Genomic DNA, 21,252 nt, shown 5'->3' with positions numbered 1-21,252 from the left:
CCGCCGCGATGAAGCGACCGTGCGGCCCCTACGCGCCACCCTGGATGTTCGCCTTCACCGCCGGCTGCATCAGCGTTGGCTCTGCCAGCGTCGCATCACGCGCCTGTCGCACGCTGACAAATTCGGCTTCGGCCACGCCGTCATGCACGTGGATGTTGTGCGCGCGCTGTTCGCCGATGGTGGTTTCATTGGCGAAATCGCGGCCGCCCGGGCCGTAGTCGTGGCAGACGAACACACGGGTGGCATCGGGCAGGGCAAGCAGACGCTGGATCGAACGGTACAGCTGCGCGGCGTCGCCGCCGGGGAAATCGCAGCGTGCAGTGCCGCCATCGGGCATGAACAGGGAATCGCCGGTGAAGACAGCATCGCCGATCAGATAGGCGATGCTGTCGCTGGTGTGGCCGGGGACGGCGATGATGCGCCCCTGCAACTCTCCCAGTGCAAAGGTCTCGCCGTCGGCGAACAGGTGATCGAAGACCGCATGCTCATCGGGCAGCTGCAGGCCATAGCGCGGTGCGAACGTGGCCTGCACCGCGCGGATGCCTTCGCCGATGGCCAACGTCGCCTGCGGGAATCGCTGCTTGAGCCGGCGCCCCGCCGACACGTGGTCGGCGTGGGCGTGGGTTTCCAGCAGCCAGCGCACGTGCAGCCGCTGCTGCGCGATGGCATCGAGCATCGCGCGCACCGGCGATTCGCTGCTGGCGTCGGTGTCCGGGTCGTAATCCAGTACCGGATCGATCAGCGCGGCCTCCCTGCTGGCCGGGTCGCTGACCAGGTAGCTGAAGGTATTGCTGTCACGGTGGAAGAACGATTGCACCTGGACCGACATCGGATACTCCTCAGCGTGTGGCGAGCACGCGGTTCAGCAACTGCGCCAGGTTTTCGCCGGCCAGTCGCAGCTGCGCTTCGGCCACTGGCCTGTAGCGCGTGGTGTAGTCGTCGCCGATCTTACGCGAGGCAGGGTAAACGCCAGGTTGCACGGAAATGCGGCAGCTGGCTTCAGCCCAGCTGACCGGATCACGCTGCGGGTTGGACTGGCGTGCCAGCTTCGGCGCCGGCAGCGCGCGCAGCACCGGCAGGTAGCCGGCATCGTCCACCTTGCGGGTATTGAGCATGCCGCTGTCCCACAGCGAGTGCAGGTTGGTACCGCGGTTGCCGAACTGCAGCTGGAAATCGTTGCCGCCCTTGTCATGGCCGTAACCGGCGTGCATCGGCTGATGGATGTCGCCGACCAGGTGCACGACGAACTTCAGCGCCTGCAGGCGCTCGCCATCGGTCAGGCTGCGGTCGCCGAGGATCGCGCTCTGCGCCTTCAGCGCTTCGACGATGCAGTTGCCGCTCTTGCAGTGCTTCGGCGCCTCGTAGTGGCAGCCATCTTCGGCGATGTTGACGTAGTGCCAGCCGGCCGAGCGACGGCCCAGGCCGGGGTCCTTGGCGCGCAGCTGGTCGGCCCAGGGCGCGATGCTGGCGAGGGTGGCGCCGGGTTCGGTGGCCAGCAGGCGGTCGACCTCGGTGCGTGCGGTCGGGTTGAGGCGGCTGTCGGCGACTTCGGCGACCAGGCGGTGGCCTTGCGCGCCCCAGGCGTGGGCGGGTGCGGACAGGGTCAGCAGGGCCGGCGCGAGGGCGGCGGCGAGGAACAGGGAGTGCAGTGCTTTCATCCGCTCATTCTAGCCAGCGGGGGAGATGGGTGGTTGATGGAAAGCGGCGCGTTCCTGTTCGCTGGGCAGCTGGCTGCAGGGGCAGGCGCTGCGGGACACGCCGCAAGTACGTCCCTGTAGGCTCGGCCGCGGCATCCATGCCGCGGACGGTCCCGCAGCGCCTGCCCCTGCAGCCACCATCCAACATGGCCGCGCTGGCGGATGCAAACGTCAAAAGCAGAATCAGAATCAAATGCAGGATCACATCCTGCGGCGCGCGATCGCATCCGGCCGATAGCAACTGCGCCATGCGGATGTCGGCTTCTGCTTGCGCTTGCGCGCGCGTGGGAAGTGGAAGGGCGGGGCAGGGGGAGGGGACGGGACCGTTGGCGCCATGGATGGCGCCATCGAGCCCCCATGGATGGGTTTACGGCGTGTCCCGGCACCTTCCCCTGCCTCGACCCACACCGGGACCTGCGCCCGTCGCGCCAACAAAAAAGCCCCGGCACACACATACCGGGGCAACATGCTGCGAGGGTTTTGCCTGTAGCGGGGGAGCGGGGGCGAAGCCCCCGCCAAACAACCCCTTAGAACTTGAAGACGTAGGACGCGCCGTAGACCAGCGGATCGATGTTGACCGTGCCGATCTTCTCGCCGTCCAGCTTCACCTTGCTGTCGATGTCGATCCAGCGCATGTCCACGCGCAGTGCGCCCTTCTCGCCAATCGCGAAGTCGATGCCCGCATGCGCGGCCAGGCCCCACGAATCCTGCAGCTTCAGCTTGCTGTTGGCCAGCGCACCGGTGGTGTCTTCGCTGAAGAAGGTGGTGTAGTTCAGGCCGGCGCCGACGAACGGCGACACCTTGCCCTTGCTGTTGAAGTGGTACTGCAGGGTGACCACCGGCGGCAGCTGCTTGGTGCTGCCCACGCGGCCCAGGCCGTTGATGTTGATGTCGTGCTTGAACGGCAGCGCCGCCAGCACTTCGATGCCCAGATTGTCGGCGATGAAGTACTCACCGGTGATGGTCGGCTTGACGTCGTTGTCGACATCGACCTTCAGGGTGCCACCGGCCAGCCAGCCGTTGTTCGACTTCGGGGCGACCTGGTGCACGCCGGCGGAAAGGGTCCAGTCGCCCTTGGACTGGGCCATGGCCGGCGCGGCGGCCAGCGACAGGGCGGCGGCCAGGCTGGCCGCGATCAGGGGGGAGGTCTTGCGCATGGGGGTGATCTCGTTGCTGGGTGGATGTGGCCAGTCTCGGCCTCACGCCGCGCTAACGCTTTGATCCGGATCAAATCCTGTCCGGCCCCCGTCCCGGGGCCGGCCTTGGCCGGCGGTGGTCAAGGCCGGCCTGCTAGACTTGTGGGCCCTATCCACCCCGCCGCACCTGTCGCGGCTGCAGGAGCTTGAGAACATGGCAATCAAGGTTGGTATCAACGGTTTCGGTCGCATCGGGCGTAACGTCCTGCGCTCGGCGGTGCTGAACTTCGGCGACGACATCGAAATCGTGGCCATCAACGATCTGCTGGAGCCGGATTACCTGGCCTACATGCTCAAGTACGACTCCGTGCACGGCCGTTTCAAGGCCGACGTAGCCGTCGATGGCAAGGATCTGCTGGTCAACGGCAAGAAGATCCGCCTGACCCAGGAACGCGATCCGTCCAACCTGAAGTGGGACGAAGTCGGCGTCGACGTCGTGCTCGAAGCCACCGGCCTGTTCCTGGACAAGGTCAGCGCGCAGAAGCACATCGATGCCGGCGCCAAGAAGGTCATCCTGTCGGCACCGTCGAAGGACGACACGCCGATGTTCGTGTTCGGCGTGAACGACAAGACCTACGCCGGCCAGGCGATCATCTCCAACGCTTCGTGCACCACCAACTGCCTGGCGCCGCTGGCCAAGGTCATCAATGACAAGTGGGGCATCAAGCGCGGCCTGATGACCACCGTGCATGCGGCCACCGCCACCCAGAAGACCGTCGATGGCCCGTCCAACAAGGACTGGCGCGGCGGCCGTGGCATCCTGGAAAACATCATTCCGTCCTCCACCGGCGCAGCCAAGGCTGTCGGCGTGGTCATTCCGGAACTGAACAAGAAGCTGACCGGCATGAGCTTCCGCGTCCCGACCTCGGACGTGTCGGTGGTCGACCTGACCGTCGAGCTGGAAAAGGAAGCCACCTACGCCGAGATCTGCGCCGAAGTGAAGGCACAGAGCGAAGGCGCGCTGAAGGGCATCCTGGGCTACACCGAAGACAAGGTGGTTGCCACCGATTTCCGCGGTGAAACCCACACCTCGGTGTTCGATGCCGACGCCGGCATCGCCCTCGACGGCACCTTCGTCAAGCTCGTGTCGTGGTACGACAACGAGTGGGGCTACTCCAACAAGTGCCTGGAAATGGCCAAGGTCGTCGCGGCCAAGTAAGGCCTGCGAAGATCGTCACGCGAACCCCGGCCTGGCCGGGGTTCGTCGTTTAAGGGGCCCGGCCTGACGTAGCATGGGCCCGTCGACCGCCGCCATCGTGGCGCGGGATCGCATTGGAAGGCGAGGAATGGAAGCACTCTTGGTCCTGGCAGTACTGGTCCTGCTGGCGATACCGCTGCTGCTGGTGGTGGCGCTGGTGATGATTGCCGGCCTGCGCCGGCGGGTCGCCGCCCTGGAGGCCGCACAGACCGTGCAGGTCGCGCCCAGCCAGGCAGGGACGGTAGGCCGTGCGCCCTCGGCCGTAGCCGAGCCGCCGCGCGCGCCTGCGCCAACACGCGAACCCAGCAGCGAGCCCTCGTTCCTGCGGCCCACGGCCGCTCCGGCATCAGCGCCGATCGCCGCCCGCGAAGAGCTGCCGCCGCCGGCCCCACCCGCGCGTCCGCTGCCGCCACCGCCGTTGCCACCGGAGCCGACATTGCCGCCGCTGCCGGCCGAACCGGCCCTGCCGAACCTGGTCGAGCGCGCGATTGGCGCGGTCAAACACTGGTTCACCCAGGGCAACGTGCCGGTCAAGATCGGCATGCTGGTGCTGCTGGCCGGTGTCGCCGCGCTGCTCAAGTACGTCAGCGATCAGGGCTGGCTGGTGGTACCGGTCGAACTGCGGCTGGCGGGCATCACCGTCGGTGCGCTGGGCCTGCTGGCCTTCGGCTGGCACCAGCGCGAGCGCCGGCGGATGTTCGCGCTGGCCTTGCAGGGCGGCGCCATCGGCGTGTTGCTGCTGACCATTTTCGCTGCCTTCAAGCGTTTTGATCTGCTCGCACCCGGCTTCGCCTTTGCCAGCTCGATCGCGCTGGTGGCGGGGCTGTGCGTGCTGGCGGTGGTGCAGAACTCGCGCACGTTGGCGGTGCTGGGCATCCTGGCGGGCTTCATGGCGCCGCTGTGGCTGTCCACCGGCAGTGGTAACCACGTCGGGCTGTTCAGCTACTACGCCGTGCTCAACGCGGGTATTTTCGTCATCGCCTGGTATCGGCCGTGGCGTGTGCTGAACCTGCTCGGTTTCGCGTTCACCTTCGGCATCGGCACGTTCTGGGGCGTGCTGCAGTACGACGCGGCCAAGTTCGCCAGCACCGAACCGTTCCTGCTGCTGTTCTTCGCCTTCTACCTGCTGATTCCGCTGTTGTATGCGCGCCGGCAGCCGGCTGGGCGGCGCGATCTGGTCGACGGCAGCCTGGTGTTCGGCACGCCGCTGATCGCCTTCTCGCTGCAGGCCGGCATGCTGCACGAACAGCCGATGACGCTGGCCCTGTGTGCGCTGGGCCTGGCCGCGATCTATGCATTGCTGGCACGCGCCCTGATCGCGCGCGCGTCGTATACGGTGCTGGCGCAGTCGCATGCGGTACTGGCCGTGGGCTTTGCGACGCTGGCAGTGCCGTTGGCATTCTCGGCGCGGGCCACCGGCGCGGTATTCGCGTTGGAGGGTGCCGGCCTGGCGTGGCTGGGGTTGCGCCAGAAGCGCTGGTTGCCGCAGGTGACCGGTGCACTGCTGCAGCTCGCTGCCGCATTCGCGTTCGTGGTGGGGGCCGATCATTGGCATCAGGACCAGCGTTTCCTGCTCAACCCGACTGCGATCGGCGCGCTGCTGCTGGCCGTGGCAGGTTTCGCGGCGGCGTGGAGCTACCAGCGCAGGCAGCGCCATGACATCGCCCTGGCGTACTACCTGTGGGGCCTGCTGTGGTGGTTGGGCGGTCTGGTGCATGAAATCGGCCGCTTCTTCCAGCATTCGACGCAGGCCGATGCCGTGCTGGTGCTGGCCGCCGTCACCGCCTGGTTGGCGTCGGAAGTACAGCGCCGTATGCCGGCGCGTGCGCTGGGCGTGACCGCGCTGGTGATGCTGGCAGCAGGCTTCCCGCTGGCGCTGCTGCAGAGCGATGCGCACCAGCAGCCGTTTGCCGGCTATGGCGCGCTGGCATGGGCAGTGTTCGCCGTGCTCGGCGTGCGCAGCCTGCTGTGCCTGCGTCAGGGCAGTGGTGGCGTGGCCCGTATCGCCCAGTTCCTGTGGTGGCTGCTGTGGCCGTCGCTGCTTTCGCTGCTGGCCCTGTGGGGCGGCGGCGACGCGCGCCTGGCGCAGGGTTGGACCGCGTTGCTGGTGACCCTGCCGTGGTTGCTGCTGGCGGCGCTGTCGCTGTGGCGCTGGAACGTGCTGCGCTGGCCGCTGGGTGCCGCGTTTGATCCGGTGCGCTTGCCGCTGCAGAGCGTGATTTTCGCGGTGCTGGCGTTGGCCTGGTTGTTCGGCCTGACCCTGGCGGGCGACGCCACGCCGTTGCCGTGGTTGCCGCTGCTCAATCCTGCCGAACTGGCACAGTGGGTCAGCCTGCTGCTGATCGCGCGCTGGCTGTATGACGCGCAGGGACCGGCGTCGCTGCAGCGGTTGCGTGTGCCAGTGCTGGCCGTGGCCGGTTTCATCGCGTTGACCAGCACGGTGCTGCATGGCGTGCATCACTGGGGCGGGGTGGTCTGGGATCCGACGATGGCCCGCTTCAGCCTGGCCCAGACCAGCCTGACCGTGTTGTGGAGCGTGCTTGGTGTGATCGCCTGGGTGTGGGGCTCGCGTCGCGGCCAGCGTGTGCTGTGGATGGTCGGTGCGGTGTTGATGGCCGTGGTGCTGGCCAAGCTGGTGCTGATCGATCGCCAGCACCTGGGCAACCTGCTGGGAATTGCATCGTTCATCGCCTACGGCCTGCTGTGCACTGTGGTGGGCTACCTGGCGCCCGCGCCGCCGAGCGCGCCGCCAACCGTGGAGGAAAACCAATGAGGAAGTGGAGCCGAGCGTTGCTGCCGGTATTGTTCGGGGTGGCCGGTGCAGTTGCTGCACAGGCCACGGACTACCGCGCGCAGTACGCCGAACAATGGCCGCTGAGCCTGTCCAGCGCGCAGTCCGGCGCCTACCGGGTGGTGCTGGAGCCGGCGATCTATCGCGGCGCAGGCGCAGCCGACCTGGGCGACCTGCAGGTGTTCAACGCCGCCGGCCAAGCGTTGCCGTCGGCGCTGCTGGCGCCGGACCAGCCATTGGCGCAGCCACCGGTGCAGCGCGAGCTGCCGTGGTTCCCGCTGCCGCCGCTGGCCGAGGCCCAGCGCAACGACCTGCAGCTGCTGACCGAGCGCGACACCGACGGCCGTGTGCGCCGGGTCGAAGCTCGCCTTGGTGGTGGTGCGGTAGCGAACGGGCAGGGTGGCTGGTTGATCGATGCCAGCGTGCTCGGCCAGCAACCGTTGGCATCGCTGGTGCTGGACTGGGCCGAAAGCAGCCAGCCACTGCAGGCGCAGGTGCAGCTCGATGCCAGCGACGATCTGCAGCGCTGGCAGTCGATCGCCCGCGACGTCCCCCTGGTGGACCTGCAGCGCGCGGGCAAGCGCCTGCTGCAGCGCCGCCTGCAGGTCGACAGCAACGTGCGCTACCTGCGGATCCTGCCGCAGGGCGAGGCGCGCCTGCCGGAGCTGCGCAGCGTCCTGGCGGAACTGCCGCCGGCGCCGGCAACGGTGCCCTGGGAGTGGCTGTCGCTGGCACCGACCGCGCAGGGCAAGGGGGAATTCACCTTTGAGCTGGATGGCCGATTCCCGGTGACCCGCGCCGACGTGGCCAGCACCGACAACAGCCTGGTGCAGTGGACCTTGTTCAGTCGCGATGACGCTGCCGCCGAATGGCAGCGCCGCAGCGCGCCCTGGATCGCCTATCAGCTGCAGCAGGGGGCCCCGGGCCAGCGCCAGCAATCGGCGGCACAGCCGTTGGGCGGCATGTACCGCGACCGTTACTGGAAGCTGGTAGCCAGCCCGGTGGAGACCACCAGCGCGCCGACGCTGCGCCTGGGCTATCAACCGGAAGTGATGGTGTTCCTCAGCCAGGGCGCAGCGCCCTACGCACTGGCCGTGGGCAGTACCACCGCGCGCCGTGCGGAGGCACCGATCACGGTGCTGATCGAGGAACTGCGCCAGCGCAATGATCCGTCGTGGCAGCCGACGCTGGCACGCTTGGAAGGCAGCCCGGAGACGCTGGCCGGTGATGCGGCGCTGAAGCCGCAGCACGACTGGAAGGCGTGGCTGCTGTGGGCGCTGCTGGGGCTGGGCGTGCTGGTTGTCGGTGGACTGGCGTTGAGCCTGCTGAAGCAGAAGCCGTCGCCTTCGGCGTAGTTTGCAGCGAACGGCGCAGCCCCTCGTGGGTGGTCGGTTGGTCGCAGGGAGCAAAAGCCTCGCTTGGCCGGGCGGGTGGGCTGGGCAGGGGACGCCGCAAGTACGTCCCTGTAGGCTTGGCAGCCGCATCCATGCGGCTGACACCCCTGCCCAGCCCACCCGCCCGGCCTCTGACAGTTTCCGTGTGCGTCCACCCACGGAAGAGAAAAAGAAGAGCAAAAGCAGCTTTGCTGCGCGCTTTTTGTAGAGCCGAGCCCACGCTCGGCTGCTCGCCGCGAAACCTCCAGCCGAGCATGGGCTCGGCTCTACATTCCTTCTCCATCCGACATCACAAACCGCTCTTGCCTTTGCCATCCGCCCCGTCTCATGAACCTGTCGAGGCCGGGGTGGTGTGGGCTCGCGGGGGCGTAAGCGCCATGGATGGCGCGCCCGAGCCTCCAGGGATGGATTCACGGCGTCCCCCGCGAGCTCACACCGCCCCGGCCCACCCACAGCACCACGAAGCGCCAGCGCTTCGGCCGTTGCCGTTGCTGTTGCACCTGCTGTTGCCTCTGCCTGCCGCAGGCATCGCCACCCGATACAATGACCATCTGCCGTAAACCGGCATCCCATCTCCAGAGCCAAAGAGTTGCCCATGTCCATCGTCCGCATGACCGACCTCGACCTCTCCGGCAAGCGCGTGCTGATCCGCCAGGATCTGAACGTGCCGATCGAGAATGGCCGCATCACCTCCGAACAGCGAATCACTGCTTCCCTGCCGACGCTCAAGCGCGCGCTGGAGCAGGGCGCGGCGGTGATGGTCACCTCGCACCTGGGCCGCCCGAAGGAAGGCGTGTGGAGCGAAGCCGATTCGCTGGCGCCGGTTGCGCAGCGCCTGTCGGTGCTGCTGGGCCGCGAAGTGCCGCTGGTGCGTGACTGGGTCGACGGCGTCGACGTGCAGCCGGGCCAGCTGGTGCTGCTGGAAAACTGCCGCATGAACGTCGGCGAGGGCAAGGATGATGAAGCCCTGTCGAAGAAGTACGCCGCCCTCTGCGATGTGTTCGTGATGGATGCGTTCGGTACCGCGCACCGTGCGCAGGCATCCACCCATGGCGTGATCCGTTTTGCCCCGGTTGCTGCCGGTGGCCCGCTGCTGATGGCCGAGCTGGATGCGCTGGCACTGGCACTGGATGCACCGGCCAAGCCGCTGCTGGCCATCGTCGCCGGCAGCAAGGTCAGCACCAAGCTGGAACTGCTGGCCAACCTGGTCGGCAAGGTCGACCAGCTGATCGTCGGTGGCGGCATCGCCAACACCTTCATCGCGGCGGCCGGCTACAAGGTCGGCAAGTCGCTGTACGAGCCGGACCTGCTGGATACCGCGAAGAAGATCGTGGCCGACGCCAAGGCGCGCGGTGCGGACATCCCGCTACCGGTGGACGTGGTCACCGCCAAGCAGTTCCTGCCCGACGCGGTCGCCGAAGTGAAGGCCGTCGATGCGGTGGCCGAGGATGACCTGATCCTGGACATCGGCCCGCAGACCGCCGCGCAGTACGCGCAGCTGATCCAGAAGGCCGGCACCGTGGTCTGGAACGGCCCGGTCGGCGTGTTCGAGTTCGAAGCCTTCAGCAAGGGCACCGAAGCGCTGGCCCGCGCCATCGCCAGCTCGCCGGCGTTCTCCATCGCCGGTGGTGGCGATACCCTGGCCGCGGTCGACAAGTTCGACATCGCCCAGCAGGTCAGCTACATCTCCACCGGTGGCGGCGCATTTCTGGAATTCCTGGAAGGCAAGACCCTGCCGGCGGTGGCTGCCCTGGCCGCGCGCGGCGCATGAGCGTCGACCTGCGGGTGGACGGAGAAGCGCGTGCAACGCTCTTCTTCGACATGGACGGCACGCTGATCGATTCGGAAGTGGGCATTACCACCTGCATCGCCTATGCGCTGCAGAAGATGGACCACCCAGTGCCGCCGCAGGAAACGCTGCTGGGCTGGATCGGTCCGTCGCTGCGCACCACCTTCGCGCCGCTGTTCGGGGATGCCGAACGGGTGGAGCAGGCCGTGGCCTTCTATCGCGAGCGCTTCGACGTGGAAGGCTGGCGCGAGCACACGATCTATCCGGACATCGAAACGGTGGTACGTGCGTTGCACGAACGGGGTCACCGTCTTGCGGTGGTCACCGCCAAGAACGAGCCGCATGCCCGCCGCATCGTCGAGCATCTGCCTTTTGGTGACCTGTTCGAGGACGTGATCGGTTCAACGCCGGATGGTTCGCGCAGCAGCAAGCCGCAGCTGGTGGGCGAAGCGCTGCACCGCCTGCAGCCGGCACCGGAACGCTGCTGGATGATCGGCGACCGCCGCATGGACATCGAAGGCGCCCGTCACCACGGCCTGCGCAGCGTGGGCGTGCTGTGGGGCTTTGGTGGCGAGCAGGAGCTGACCGAGGCCGGTGCAGGGCAGTTGGCCCGTGATCCGACGCAGCTGCTGGCATTGCTGGCCTGACGTAGACGAGACAGCGCGCCGGGCCTTGCCCGGCGGCGTTTCCGCTGCCATCGGCCGGCGTATGTCCGGAACATGTCCGTGCGATGTCCCGCAGAGTCAGGCAGCACAAGGCTGTAACCGTATACATTGGACGTGAAGGATGTGCTAATTTCCGTCCTTTAACGGGAGAGGCCCATCCATCATGTTCGAGCGTCAGCGTCGCACCAAGATCCTTGCCACCCTCGGTCCGGCTACCGATCCGCCGGGCGTGCTGGAGGATCTGTTCCGCGCCGGCGTCAACGTGGTGCGCCTCAACTTCAGCCACGGTGACCCGTCCGGCCAGGCCAAGCGTGCCGCCGATGTGCGCGCCGCCGCGCAGCGTGTGGGCGTGGAAGTGGGCATCCTGGCCGACCTGCCGGGCCCGAAGATCCGCATCGAGCGCTTCGCCGAAGGCAAGGTGCATCTCAAGGCCGGCGACCGTTTCGACCTGATCGCCAGCACCAATGCCGGCCCCGGCGATGCTACCCAGGTGGGCGTGAGCTACCTCGGCCTGCCGCAGGACGTGACCGCCGGTGACGTGCTGCTGCTCGACGATGGCCTGATGCAGCTGCAGGTGGTGGAAGTTCAGGGCGAGCGCATCATCAACACCGTGCTCAATGACGGTCCGTTGTCCGATCGCAAGGGCCTGAACAAGCAGGGCGGTGGCCTGTCGCTGGGCGCGCTGACCGAGCGCGACAAGGAACTGATCGGCATCGTCGCCAAGATCGGCGTGGACTTCATCGCCGTGTCGTTCTGCCGCAATGCGCAGGACATGAACGATGCACGCGAGATCGCCGAATCGCACGGCTGCTACGCCGCGCTGGTATCCAAGATCGAGCGCACCGAAGCCATCGAGAACCTGGAAGAGATCGTCGACGCCAGTGACGTGGTGATGGTGGCGCGTGGTGACCTGGGCGTGGAAATCGGCGATGCCGAGCTGCCGGGCCTGCAGAAGAAGATCATCAAGGCCTCGCTGGCGCAGAACAAGGTGGTGATCACCGCCACGCAGATGCTGCAGTCGATGGTCGAAAGCCCGATTCCGACCCGCGCCGAAGTGCTGGACGTGGCCAACTCGGTCATCGACGGTACCGATGCGGTGATGCTGTCGGCCGAAACCGCCGCCGGTGCGTATCCGGTCAAGGCGGTCGAAGCGATGGCGCGCATCTGCCTGGGCGCCGAGCGCCAGTTCCAGACCGAGACCGACTTCGGCGCCTCGCCGCGCAACCTGGAACGTGCCGACCAGGCCATTGCCATGGCCACCATGTTCCTGTCCCAGCACGTGGGCGTGCGCGCGATCGTGGCGATGACCGAATCCGGTGGCACCGCCCGCTACCTGTCGCGCTTCCGTGCTTCGGCACCGGTATTCGCGGTTACCCGCCACGACGGCGCCCGCCGGCAGATGGCGCTGATGCGCGACGTGTTCCCGATCAACTTCGACAGCCGTGGCTTCACCCCGCGCGAAGCCGCACGCGGCAGCATCCGCCTGCTGGTGGAAGGCGGCATGCTGCAGGCCGGCGACCGTGTGGTGTTTACCAGCGGTGAGCACATGGAAACCCACGGCGCGACCAATACCCTGCGCCTGCTGGAAGTCGGCGACGACGGCCGCGCCAGCGGTCTCGGCGACCTGTAAGACGTGTCGCGTCGGGTCGGAGCCGCTGCGCGGGTCCGACCCGGGGTCAGATCCCCGGAGGGGCTCTGACCCGATCCGGCAGGACATTTCCTGTCCCGCACAGACAGTGGAACCGGTTCCATCCGAGCCTCCACGTCGGGGCAACGGGTAGCGGGGCTATACTTACGTTTTTCCCGCACCCGCCACAGGAAGTACATGAGCATCGAACAGCTGGCTGAAACCGCCCAGGCCATGGTTGCCCCGGGCAAGGGCATCATCGCGATCGACGAATCCACCGGTACCATCGCCAAGCGCTTTGCCAGCGTCGGCATCGAGAACACCGAAGAGAACCGTCGCGCCTACCGCGAACTGCTGCTGACCACGCCGAAGCTCAACGAGCACATTTCCGGCGCGATCCTGTACGACGAGACCATCCGTCAGTCGACCAAGGACGGCGTGCCGTTCGCCAAGTACATGGCCGACCACGGCATGATTCCGGGCATCAAGGTGGACAAGGGTGCGCACCCGCTGGCCGGTTGCCCGGGCGAGCTGGTCACCGAAGGCCTGGACGGCCTGCGTGAGCGCCTCCAGGAGTACTACAAGCTGGGCGCACGCTTCGCCAAGTGGCGTGCGGTCATCAACATCGGCGAGAGCATTCCGTCGGGCACCTGCATCGAGTCCAACGCGCATGCGCTGGCCCGCTATGCCGCGCTGTGCCAGGAATGCGGCCTGGTGCCGATGGTCGAGCCGGAAGTGATCATGGACGGCGAGCACGACATCGAGACCTGCTACGAAGTCACCGAAGCCACCCTGCGCTCGCTGTTCGACGCGCTGTACCAGCAGAACGTGCTGCTGGAAGGCACCATCCTGAAGGCCTCGATGGTCATCTCCGGCAAGGGCTGCGACGAGCAGGCCGACGTCGAGGAAGTGGCCGAGTCGACCGTGATGTGCCTCAAGAGCACCGTGCCGGCGATCCTGCCGGGCGTGGTGTTCCTGTCCGGTGGCCAGGGCGATGAGCAGTCCACCGCACACCTCAATGCCATGAACCAGATGGGTCACCTGCCGTGGCCGCTGAGCTTCTCCTATGGCCGTGCCATGCAGCAGGCGGCACTGAAGCTGTGGGGCAAGGACATGAAGGGCAACTACGCCGCCGCGCAGAAGACCGTCTACGAGCGCGCCAAGGAAAACGGCCAGGCCGCGCTTGGCAAGTGGAACGGCTGATCCGTTTCGCAGCATGAACTGAACAACGCAGCGCCGGCATCACGCCGGCGTTTGCTTTTGCCGGTATCGTTGCCGCCTCCCGCACGCCAGGCCAGTGCGTGGGGCATACATGGAAGGCCAAGGAGAAAAAACATGCGTATTACCGCAATCACGCTGGCCGTTGCCACGGTGCTGGCTGTCGGCGGCTGCAACCGGATGGGTGGCAGCCCGGACGTGGGCAAGGCCCCCTCGCTGGAGTTCGACAAGCCGGTATCCGGCGAAATCACCTCGCGCAGCGGCGTCAATTTCAACGATGGCAGCCACCATCAGCTGTACCAGCTGAAGCTGGACGACAAGCAACTGGTCGGCATCAAGTTGACCGGCGCGCTGCGCGGCTCGATCGCCGTGTTCAACAACGGCGTGCTGGTGGCCAGCAGCAGCTCGGGCTACGAGCGCGGCGACGACGTCTCGCTGGCATTCCGCGCCAACGGCACCGGCAGCTACCAGGTGGCCATCAATGCCGACGGCCCCTCTGCTTTCGGCCCGTACCGCCTGCGCGCCGAGAAGCTGGTGCCGTATGACGGCAAGCCGATGGTGGCCGAAGGCGAGATCGTCGACCTGCTGGTATCCAAGTCGCAGGATTACACCCTGCAGGTGGACAAGGCGGGCATGTACGAGATCCGCCTGGAATCGGATGCGTTCGATACCGTGCTGAAGCTGGACGGCAACGGCGCACAGTCGGAAAACGACGACGGCGGTGACGGCACCAATTCGCGCATCGGCATGCCGCTGGAACCGGGCAAGTACACCCTGCGCGTGCGCAGCCTGGGCGAAGACGGTACCGGCGCCTTCAAGCTGACTGCCAAGCGCACCGAGCTGCCGGCCAACATGGTCATGCGTGATGGCACCACCCTGCCGAACTCCGGCAGCGTGTTCGCCATGCTCGATGGCGAAGGGCGCCGCCGCTTCCTGCTGAGCCTGCCGCGTCCGGCCGATGTGCGCCTGGATGCGATTTCCAGCCAGGTGGATACGGTGCTGCGCGTGGTCGGTTCGAACGTGGAGCTGGTGGACGACGATGGTGGCAATGGCACCAACGCGCGCCTGGAAGAATCGCTGCCGGCCGGCCACTACACCGTGGACGTAACCAGCCTGAGCGACGAAGCGGGCATGGTGGAAGTACGCGTGCAGGTCGACGGCGCCGCTTCGGCTGCCGCATCGGCTGCTGCTACGGCGGCGGCCGACGCTGCCGCCGAAGTAACGAACTGACGCTGTCGCGACGGACGTAAACGAAAAGGCCGGGCAATGCCCGGCCTTTTTTCTTCCAAGCCCCGCATTGTTTCAATGCGCCGACGCGAATCCGGTATCGCCCAGTGGTGGCAGCAGCGACCCGCGTCCGCTGTCGGCGACCTGGCCTGCGGCCGACAGCGCCTGCTGGTAGGCCTTGGCGGTCGCCGTGTTGAACGCCACCAGCACGATCCGCATCGGTTGGGCGTGGCTGCGCTGCCAGGCCAGTGTTTCGGTGACCGCGATCTGCGCCGCCTGGTACAGCGGATAGCCATACACCCCGCAGCTGATGGCCGGGAACGCGATCGACTGCAGGTTCAGCGATTCGGCCAGCTGCAGCGACTTCCAGTAGCAGTTCGCCAGCAGTGCCGGCTCGTCGCGCTGGCCGTCGTGCCAGACCGGGCCGACGGTGTGCAGTACGTGCCGTGCCGGAAGTGCATGGGCATCGGTTGCGCGCACCTCACCGGTCGGGCAGCGCACGCCGGGGCGCAGCTCCGGCAGACGCTCGCACTCGGCCAGCAGGCCGGGGCCGGCCGCACGGTGGATCGCGCCGTCGACACCGCCGCCGCCGAGCAGTGATTCATTGGCCGCGTTGACGATCGCATCCACCGCCAGGGCCGTGATGTCGCCCTGCCACACTTCGATCTTCATGCGTCCGTCTCCTGCCTGTAGTTGTTGCGCGCCGTGCCCACGCTGGCTGCACCCGCATCTTGCGGGACAGGGCATCGATGCTGCGTCATGACCGTCTCATGCACTGCGATCCGCGCTGTTCATGCACGATGGCCGGCAACGCCTTCACGCAGGCTGAAGCGAGCGCCGCGCACAGGCGAAACGAAAGTTCCTGAAGTGGATTGCTTCTGATTTCCTGGAGAAACGGTCCGCTTGCAACAGCAATGCCCAGTCAGGATTGCCCAAATGGAAACGCCCACCGCGAGGGTGGGCGTCATCCTGCTGTCATCGACAACGCGGCGATCAGGGCAGACCGGCCAACCAGTCGTCGTCGGAACCTTCATTGACGTCGGCGAACAGCGGCGTGGAGAAGTAGCGTTCACCGGTGTCCGGCAACATCGCCAGGATCACTGCGCCCGGTTCAGCGCGATCTGCCACGTCCAAAGCGCTGGCCACGGTGGCACCGGCGGAGATGCCGACGAAGATGCCTTCCTCTGCCGCCAGCCGGCGGGCGGTGGCGATCGCGCGGTCATCTTCCACCGTCACCAGTTCGTCCACCACACTGCGGTTGAGCACATCGGGCACGAAGTCCGGGGTCCAGCCCTGGATCTTGTGCGGCTTCCAGTCGTCGCCCTTCAGCAATGCGGCACCTGCCGGTTCGGTGGCGATGATGCGGGTGTCGGGGCGGGCGACCTTCAGCACCTCGCCGACGCCGGTCAAGGTGCCGCCGGTGCCCCAGCCGCTGACGAAGTAGTCCAGCCGCTTGCCGGCGAAATCACGCAGGATCTCCGCGGCGGTGGTGTTGCGGTGGTAGGCCGGGTTGGCCGGATTGGCGAACTGGCTGGCCAGGAACCAGCCGTGCTCCTCGGCCAGCTCACGCGCCCTGCGCACCATGCCGCTGCCGCGCTCGGCAGCCGGGGTCAATATGACTTTTGCGCCGTAGGCGCGCATCAGCTTGCGGCGTTCCACCGAGAAGGTCTCGACCATCGTCGCCACGAACTTGTAGCCGCGTGCGGCGGCCACCATCGCCAGGGCGACGCCGGTGTTGCCCGAGGTCGCTTCGACAATCGTGTCGCCCGGCTTGAGCAGGCCACGCTGTTCGGCATCGAGGATGATCGCCAGTGCCAGGCGATCCTTCACCGAGCCGCCCGGATTGAAGGATTCAACCTTGGCGTACACGGCCACGCCCTGCGGCGCCAAGCGCTGCAGCTTGACGATGGGGGTGTTGCCGATGGTGTCGAGGATGGAGTCGTACAGGGCCATGGGAGCGCTCCAGGAACAGGCCGCGCCGGGCTCGGCGGGCATAAGGGAAGAGGGCTGGCTGTTCAGGCCAGCGGCTGCCGGCTGACCGTAGCGCCGGCATATGACGCCCGGAAATGACCAGATACCTTTCTTAAACAACCTTTGGTTATAAGCTGGTGACGGCAATTGACCCTAGAGTGGACCTCCGCCCCCACACCGCCCGCCTGCCATGACGCTGACCCAGCTGCGCTATCTGGTTGCCATCGCCGACGCCGAGCTGAACATCACGCTCGCCGCCTCGCGGGTGCATGCCACCCAGCCTGGCCTGTCCAAGCAGCTCAAGCAGCTGGAGGACGAACTGGGCTTCCTGCTGTTCGTACGCAAGGGGCGCAGTCTGGAGTCGGTCACGCCGGCCGGCACCGAAGTGATCAGCCGCGCCCGCGCCGTGCTGTCCGAAGCCAACAACATCCGCACCTACGCGGCCAACCAGCGCCGCGAGAGCCAGGGTCAGCTGATCCTGACCACCACCCACACCCAGGCGCGCTTCGTGCTGCCGCCGGCCGTGGCGCGCATCAAGCAGGCCTATCCGCAGGTCAGCGTGCACCTGCAGCAGGCGGGTGAGGCCGATGCGCTGGACCGGCTGAACCAGGGCGATGCCGATATCGCGATCATCAGTACTGCCGGCAGCGAACCCAGCGACGGCATCGCCGTGCCGCTGTTCCGCTGGCGGCGGCTGGTGGTGGTGCCCAAGGGCCATCCACTGGACCGCGCCGGGCGCGTACCGGACCTGGCAGCATTGGCCCGCCAGCCGCTGATCAGCTACGAATCCTCGACCCGACCCAACTCCTCCCTGCAGCGCGCCTTTGCCGCGCAGAGCCTGGTACCCGATCTGGCGTTGACCGCGCTGGACGCCGACCTGATCAAGACCTATGTGCGCACGGGTCTGGGGGTGGGGCTGCTGGCCGAGATGGCGATCAGCGCCAACGATGAAGACCTGCGGGTATGGCCGGCGCCGGCGCCGATCACCGAGTGCGTCGCCTGGGCGGTGCTGCCGCGCGACCGGGTGCTGCGCGATTACGCGTTGGAACTGGTGCACGTGCTGGCCCCGCAGATCGATCCGCGCGACCTGCGGCGGGTGCTGGACGGCAACCAGGCCGCGTCCTGGCCGGTGCCGCCGACCTGGGAATCGCTGACGCAGACCATCACGGTCTGAGGGTTGGTCGAGCAGGGCTGCGCCCTGCACCTGCTACCGGCCGGAGCAACAGCAACAGCAACAGCGTGCATTCCGTGGGGTGGCGGGGCGGTGTCGGAGTGCGGGGACGCCGCAAGTACGTCCCTGTAGGCTTGGCCGCGGCATCCATGCCGCGGACACCCCGCAATCCGACACCGCCCCGCCTCTGACAGATTCCGACGGCTGTTGGTAGGTGTCGACCTTGGTCGACACGGTAGATCCACGCCATGCGTGGATGAATCTCTTTCAGATATCGAAATCAATCTGGGGTCAGATCCGTTTTCCTACGGAAAACGGATCTGACCCCAAGAGCCATTCCAACAGATCGCGGAAATCTGTCGAAGGCGGGGTGGGTCCGGTTGCGGGGGTGTCCGCGGCATGGATGCCGCGGCCAAGCCCCCATGGACGGGATTACGGCGTCCCCCGCAACCGGACCCACCCCGCCATCCCACAGGAAGCCAGCTTCTGCTGTTGCTTCGGCCGTTGCCGTTGCTGTTGCCTCTGCGGGTGCAGGGCGCAGCTCTGCCGATAAACCCTCTCCTGCGACGGTTCGTCGCACGGCGCCCCCGGGGGGCACCTCTAAACTAGCGCGGTGATCCGTACCGTCCAGCTGCATCGAACCCTGCTCCAGCTCGCCTTCATCGCGACGCTGTTGATGGTGCTCGCGCCGCTGGTCAGCCGCGCGCTGCAGGCGCAGCCGATGGATCATGCGGGCATGGCAGGCATGGACCATACGGCCATGAGCCATGACATGCGCGACATGGCCATGGCCGGTCACGCGCACCACGATGCAGATCCGGCTGTGCCCAGCCCGCCCGCCGATCCGCACGCCATGCATGGCGAGGCCTGCGAGTACTGCGTGCTGGCCATGCGCCTGCTGCCGTGGCTGGCAGTGCTGGTGCTGCTGCTGCCCCTGCTGTGGCGGCCGACGCTGGTGTTCCCGTGGTCACAGCTGCGACTGCCGCTGCTGCATTGGCCGGCACACGCCGCGCGTGGCCCGCCGCCGATCTCCACCGTCCGCTGATTTCCCTATCGAATCCGTCGCACGATGCCTGCAAGGGCGTCGTGCGCGCGTGCGTACCTTGGAGCTGTTTCCATGAAAATGACTTTTCCCGGCGCGGGCGCCCGTGCGCGCCTGCCGTTTGCCCTTGGCGTTGCCTTGACCGCGCCCTTCGCCCATGCCGCGCCCGCTGAAGAAGCGCGGACGCTGGATACGCTGGTGGTCACCGCCGCTGCACCGTCCTCGCCATTGCACTGGGTGACCGATCCGCGCCTGCCGCGGCAGCCGGTGCCGGCCAGCGATGGCGCCGATTACCTGAAGACCGTTCCCGGCTTTTCCGCCATCCGCAATGGCGGCACCAACGGCGACCCGGTGTTGCGCGGCATGTTCGGTTCACGGCTGAACATCCTCAGCAACGATGGCAATCTGATTGGTGCGTGTCCCTCGCGCATGGACAATCCGTTGTCCTACATCTCGCCGGAGAGCTTTGACCGGCTGACGATCATCAAGGGCCCGCAGAGCGTGCGTTGGGGCGCGGGTGCGTCTGCGGGCACCGTGCGTTTTGAGCGTGATACCCCGCGTTTCGACGAGCCGGGGCTGCGTGCAGATGCCAGCACGCTGGTTGGTTCGCGCAACCGCAACGACCAGGTGTTGGACCTCACTCTGGGCAATCCGACGGGCTATGTGCGTGCCAGCGGCAATCGCTCCGAAGCCGATGACTACAAGGACGGCAATGGTGATGTGGTTCCGTCGAAATGGCGCAAGTGGAATGGCGACGTAGCGGTTGGCTGGACGCCTGATGCCGATACCCTGCTTGAAGTATCCGCCGGTGCCGGCGATGCGATCGCGCGCTACGCCGGGCGCGGCATGGACGGTGCCGCGTTCGAGCGCACCAGCTACGCCGCGCGCTTCGAGAAGCGCAACTTGCCCGGGGCGTGGGACACGCTGCAGGCCAACGTGTACTACAACGAAGCCGATCACGTGATGGACAACTACACGCTGCGCGAACCGAACCCGCACAGCATGATGCCGATGCCGATGGCGTCGAACGTGGATCGCCGCACGCAGGGTGGGCGCATCAGCTCCGAATGGCGCTGGCAGGACGTGCAGCTGGTGGCCGGCGTCGACGGCGAGGACAGCCGACATCGCGGCCGCATGGGCATGGGGCGCGACACCTACAGACAGGCGGACTGGAACACCGACGCCAACTTCCGCCGCTACGGTGCGTTCACCGAACTGACCCTCGGCGCCGGCACCGACCAGCGCTGGATCGGTGGCCTGCGCGTCGATCGTGCCAGCGTACGCGATGAGCGCGCCGACATCGGCGGCATGATGATGGTGATGCCCAATCCCACCGCCGGCCAGCGCCGCAGGGAATGGCTGGGCAGTGGGTTCCTGCGCTACGAACAGGATCTCGCCGACGGCCTGACCTGGTATGCCGGCCTTGGCCACAGCCAGCGCATGCCCGACTACTGGGAACTGTTCTCGCCCGATCATGGGCCCGCAGGTGCGGTGAACGCGTTCGCTGGCATCCAGCCCGAGCGCACCACCCAGCTCGACGTTGGCCTGCAATACAAGGGCCCGCGCGTGCAGGCCTGGGTCTCGGCTTATGCGGGGCAGATCCAGGACTACATCCTGTTCACCTATCGCGGCAGCGGCATGATGGGCATGAGCCAGGCCGACAACGTGCAGGCACGCATCGCCGGTGCCGAGGCCGGCCTGCAGCTGCAGCTGGACGAGCAGTGGAAGCTGGGTGGCACGCTGGCCTATGCCTGGGGCGAGAACCGCGCCCAGCATCGCCCGTTGCCGCAGATGCCGCCGCTGGAAGCGCGCCTGAGCGCTGACTGGGAAGGCCAGCGCTGGAGTGCCGGCGCGTTGGTGCGCGCGGTCACCCATCAGCATCGGGTCGCGGACGGGCAGGGCAACGTGGTGGCGCAGGACCTCGGGCCGAGCAGCGGCTTTGCGACGCTGGCGCTCAATGCCGCCTATCGTTTCAGTTCGCAGCTGCAGCTCAGCGCCGGCGTCGACAACCTGTTCGACCGCGCCTACAGCGAGCATCTGAATCTGGCCGGTAGTGCCGATTTCGGCTTCCCGGCCGATCCGGTGCGCATCAACGAGCCCGGCCGCAGCCTGTGGATGAAGGTGAACTACCGGTACTGATCCGCCGGGGAAAGAAGGCCTGCGTCCAAAGAAAACGGGGTCGGATCCCCGCCAGGTTCCGACCCCGCCCGGCGCCCTCGGCCGGGCCTCCCGACTCTACGACGGCGTCGCCGCTCATGGCGCGCCG

Annotated in this window: 16 protein-coding genes; 11 read left to right on the top strand and 5 right to left on the bottom strand. The window is 67.0% G+C overall.

Annotation, left to right across the window (positions count from 1 at the left end; all coding sequences use genetic code 11):
* Positions 1 to 28: 28 nt before the first annotated feature.
* The 3 genes from QOL57_RS08520 to QOL57_RS08510 all read right to left on the bottom strand — a co-directional run bounded on the left by QOL57_RS08520 (position 29) and on the right by QOL57_RS08510 (position 2,854).
* Positions 29 to 829 carry an MBL fold metallo-hydrolase gene (locus tag QOL57_RS08520; RefSeq protein WP_089236637.1) on the bottom strand — a complete coding sequence of 267 codons (801 nt, stop codon included), beginning with the start codon at positions 827 to 829 and terminating at the stop codon, positions 29 to 31.
* Between the two features lie 10 nt (positions 830 to 839).
* Entirely contained in the window at positions 840 to 1,658 is an 819-nt protein-coding gene (locus QOL57_RS08515; RefSeq protein WP_089236636.1) for a S1/P1 nuclease, read from the bottom strand.
* Positions 1,659 to 2,224: 566 nt separating this feature from the next.
* Positions 2,225 to 2,854: an OmpW family outer membrane protein gene (locus QOL57_RS08510; RefSeq protein ID WP_089236635.1), complete on the bottom strand. Its 630-nt coding sequence runs from the start codon at positions 2,852 to 2,854 to the stop codon at positions 2,225 to 2,227.
* A gap of 193 nt (positions 2,855 to 3,047) precedes the next feature.
* On the opposite strand from QOL57_RS08510, the gene gap reads away from it, so the two are divergent.
* The 8 genes from gap to QOL57_RS08470 all read left to right on the top strand — a co-directional run bounded on the left by gap (position 3,048) and on the right by QOL57_RS08470 (position 14,805).
* Positions 3,048 to 4,052: a type I glyceraldehyde-3-phosphate dehydrogenase gene (gap, locus tag QOL57_RS08505; RefSeq protein ID WP_025874252.1), complete on the top strand. Its 1,005-nt coding sequence runs from the start codon at positions 3,048 to 3,050 to the stop codon at positions 4,050 to 4,052.
* A gap of 127 nt (positions 4,053 to 4,179) precedes the next feature.
* Positions 4,180 to 6,864: a DUF2339 domain-containing protein gene (locus QOL57_RS08500; RefSeq protein ID WP_089236634.1), complete on the top strand. Its 2,685-nt coding sequence runs from the start codon at positions 4,180 to 4,182 to the stop codon at positions 6,862 to 6,864.
* Positions 6,861 to 8,237 carry a DUF3999 domain-containing protein gene (locus QOL57_RS08495; RefSeq protein WP_089236633.1) on the top strand — a complete coding sequence of 459 codons (1,377 nt, stop codon included), beginning with the start codon at positions 6,861 to 6,863 and terminating at the stop codon, positions 8,235 to 8,237. Before QOL57_RS08500 ends, QOL57_RS08495 begins: the two co-directional genes overlap by 4 nt.
* Positions 8,238 to 8,871: 634 nt before the next feature.
* Complete coding sequence (locus QOL57_RS08490) at positions 8,872 to 10,047, top strand: phosphoglycerate kinase (protein WP_089236632.1); 1,176 nt, start codon at positions 8,872 to 8,874, stop codon at positions 10,045 to 10,047.
* A complete protein-coding gene (locus QOL57_RS08485; protein ID WP_089236631.1) occupies positions 10,044 to 10,712 on the top strand; it encodes an HAD hydrolase-like protein in 669 nt (222 codons plus the stop codon). The genes QOL57_RS08490 and QOL57_RS08485 overlap by 4 nt, the downstream gene beginning before the upstream one ends.
* Positions 10,713 to 10,893: 181 nt before the next feature.
* Positions 10,894 to 12,360: a pyruvate kinase gene (pyk, locus tag QOL57_RS08480; protein WP_089236630.1), complete on the top strand. Its 1,467-nt coding sequence runs from the start codon at positions 10,894 to 10,896 to the stop codon at positions 12,358 to 12,360.
* Between the two features lie 195 nt (positions 12,361 to 12,555).
* Entirely contained in the window at positions 12,556 to 13,560 is a 1,005-nt protein-coding gene (locus QOL57_RS08475; RefSeq protein WP_089236629.1) for a class I fructose-bisphosphate aldolase, read from the top strand.
* Positions 13,561 to 13,692: 132 nt separating this feature from the next.
* Positions 13,693 to 14,805, top strand: coding sequence for an ABC transporter substrate-binding protein (locus QOL57_RS08470; protein ID WP_089236628.1), 1,113 nt, complete (start codon positions 13,693 to 13,695; stop codon positions 14,803 to 14,805).
* Between the two features lie 72 nt (positions 14,806 to 14,877).
* On the opposite strand, the gene QOL57_RS08465 is transcribed toward QOL57_RS08470, so the two are convergent.
* Positions 14,878 to 15,474 carry an O-acetyl-ADP-ribose deacetylase gene (locus QOL57_RS08465; protein WP_089236627.1) on the bottom strand — a complete coding sequence of 199 codons (597 nt, stop codon included), beginning with the start codon at positions 15,472 to 15,474 and terminating at the stop codon, positions 14,878 to 14,880.
* 321 nt (positions 15,475 to 15,795) lie between these two features.
* Positions 15,796 to 16,755, bottom strand: coding sequence for a cysteine synthase A (cysK, locus tag QOL57_RS08460; RefSeq protein WP_089236626.1), 960 nt, complete (start codon positions 16,753 to 16,755; stop codon positions 15,796 to 15,798).
* A gap of 208 nt (positions 16,756 to 16,963) precedes the next feature.
* On the opposite strand from cysK, the gene QOL57_RS08455 reads away from it, so the two are divergent.
* The 3 genes from QOL57_RS08455 (at position 16,964) to QOL57_RS08445 (ending at position 21,125) form a co-directional block, all read left to right on the top strand.
* Complete coding sequence (locus QOL57_RS08455; RefSeq protein ID WP_089236625.1) at positions 16,964 to 17,947, top strand: LysR family transcriptional regulator; 984 nt, start codon at positions 16,964 to 16,966, stop codon at positions 17,945 to 17,947.
* A 613-nt stretch (positions 17,948 to 18,560) separates the two neighbouring features.
* Positions 18,561 to 18,989 (top strand): DUF2946 family protein, encoded by a 429-nt coding sequence (locus QOL57_RS08450; protein WP_280521848.1) that lies wholly within the window; start codon positions 18,561 to 18,563, stop codon positions 18,987 to 18,989.
* 72 nt (positions 18,990 to 19,061) lie between these two features.
* Positions 19,062 to 21,125 carry a TonB-dependent copper receptor gene (locus QOL57_RS08445; RefSeq protein ID WP_089236624.1) on the top strand — a complete coding sequence of 688 codons (2,064 nt, stop codon included), beginning with the start codon at positions 19,062 to 19,064 and terminating at the stop codon, positions 21,123 to 21,125.
* Positions 21,126 to 21,252 lie beyond the last annotated feature (127 nt).

The sequence above is a fragment of the Stenotrophomonas sp. yr243 genome, assembly GCF_900184195.1.
Lineage (GTDB): Bacteria > Pseudomonadota > Gammaproteobacteria > Xanthomonadales > Xanthomonadaceae > Stenotrophomonas > Stenotrophomonas lactitubi.
This window is presented reverse-complemented; position numbering and strand designations above follow the sequence as displayed.

Coding starts and splice junctions, on each gene's coding strand:
- QOL57_RS08520 (WP_089236637.1), bottom strand. CDS start 829: ATGTCGGTCCAGGTGCAATCGTTCTTCCACCGTGACAGCAATACCTTC.
- QOL57_RS08515 (WP_089236636.1), bottom strand. CDS start 1,658: ATGAAAGCACTGCACTCCCTGTTCCTCGCCGCCGCCCTCGCGCCGGCC.
- QOL57_RS08510 (WP_089236635.1), bottom strand. CDS start 2,854: ATGCGCAAGACCTCCCCCCTGATCGCGGCCAGCCTGGCCGCCGCCCTG.
- gap (WP_025874252.1), top strand. CDS start 3,048: ATGGCAATCAAGGTTGGTATCAACGGTTTCGGTCGCATCGGGCGTAAC.
- QOL57_RS08500 (WP_089236634.1), top strand. CDS start 4,180: ATGGAAGCACTCTTGGTCCTGGCAGTACTGGTCCTGCTGGCGATACCG.
- QOL57_RS08495 (WP_089236633.1), top strand. CDS start 6,861: ATGAGGAAGTGGAGCCGAGCGTTGCTGCCGGTATTGTTCGGGGTGGCC.
- QOL57_RS08490 (WP_089236632.1), top strand. CDS start 8,872: ATGTCCATCGTCCGCATGACCGACCTCGACCTCTCCGGCAAGCGCGTG.
- QOL57_RS08485 (WP_089236631.1), top strand. CDS start 10,044: ATGAGCGTCGACCTGCGGGTGGACGGAGAAGCGCGTGCAACGCTCTTC.
- pyk (WP_089236630.1), top strand. CDS start 10,894: ATGTTCGAGCGTCAGCGTCGCACCAAGATCCTTGCCACCCTCGGTCCG.
- QOL57_RS08475 (WP_089236629.1), top strand. CDS start 12,556: ATGAGCATCGAACAGCTGGCTGAAACCGCCCAGGCCATGGTTGCCCCG.
- QOL57_RS08470 (WP_089236628.1), top strand. CDS start 13,693: ATGCGTATTACCGCAATCACGCTGGCCGTTGCCACGGTGCTGGCTGTC.
- QOL57_RS08465 (WP_089236627.1), bottom strand. CDS start 15,474: ATGAAGATCGAAGTGTGGCAGGGCGACATCACGGCCCTGGCGGTGGAT.
- cysK (WP_089236626.1), bottom strand. CDS start 16,755: ATGGCCCTGTACGACTCCATCCTCGACACCATCGGCAACACCCCCATC.
- QOL57_RS08455 (WP_089236625.1), top strand. CDS start 16,964: ATGACGCTGACCCAGCTGCGCTATCTGGTTGCCATCGCCGACGCCGAG.
- QOL57_RS08445 (WP_089236624.1), top strand. CDS start 19,062: ATGAAAATGACTTTTCCCGGCGCGGGCGCCCGTGCGCGCCTGCCGTTT.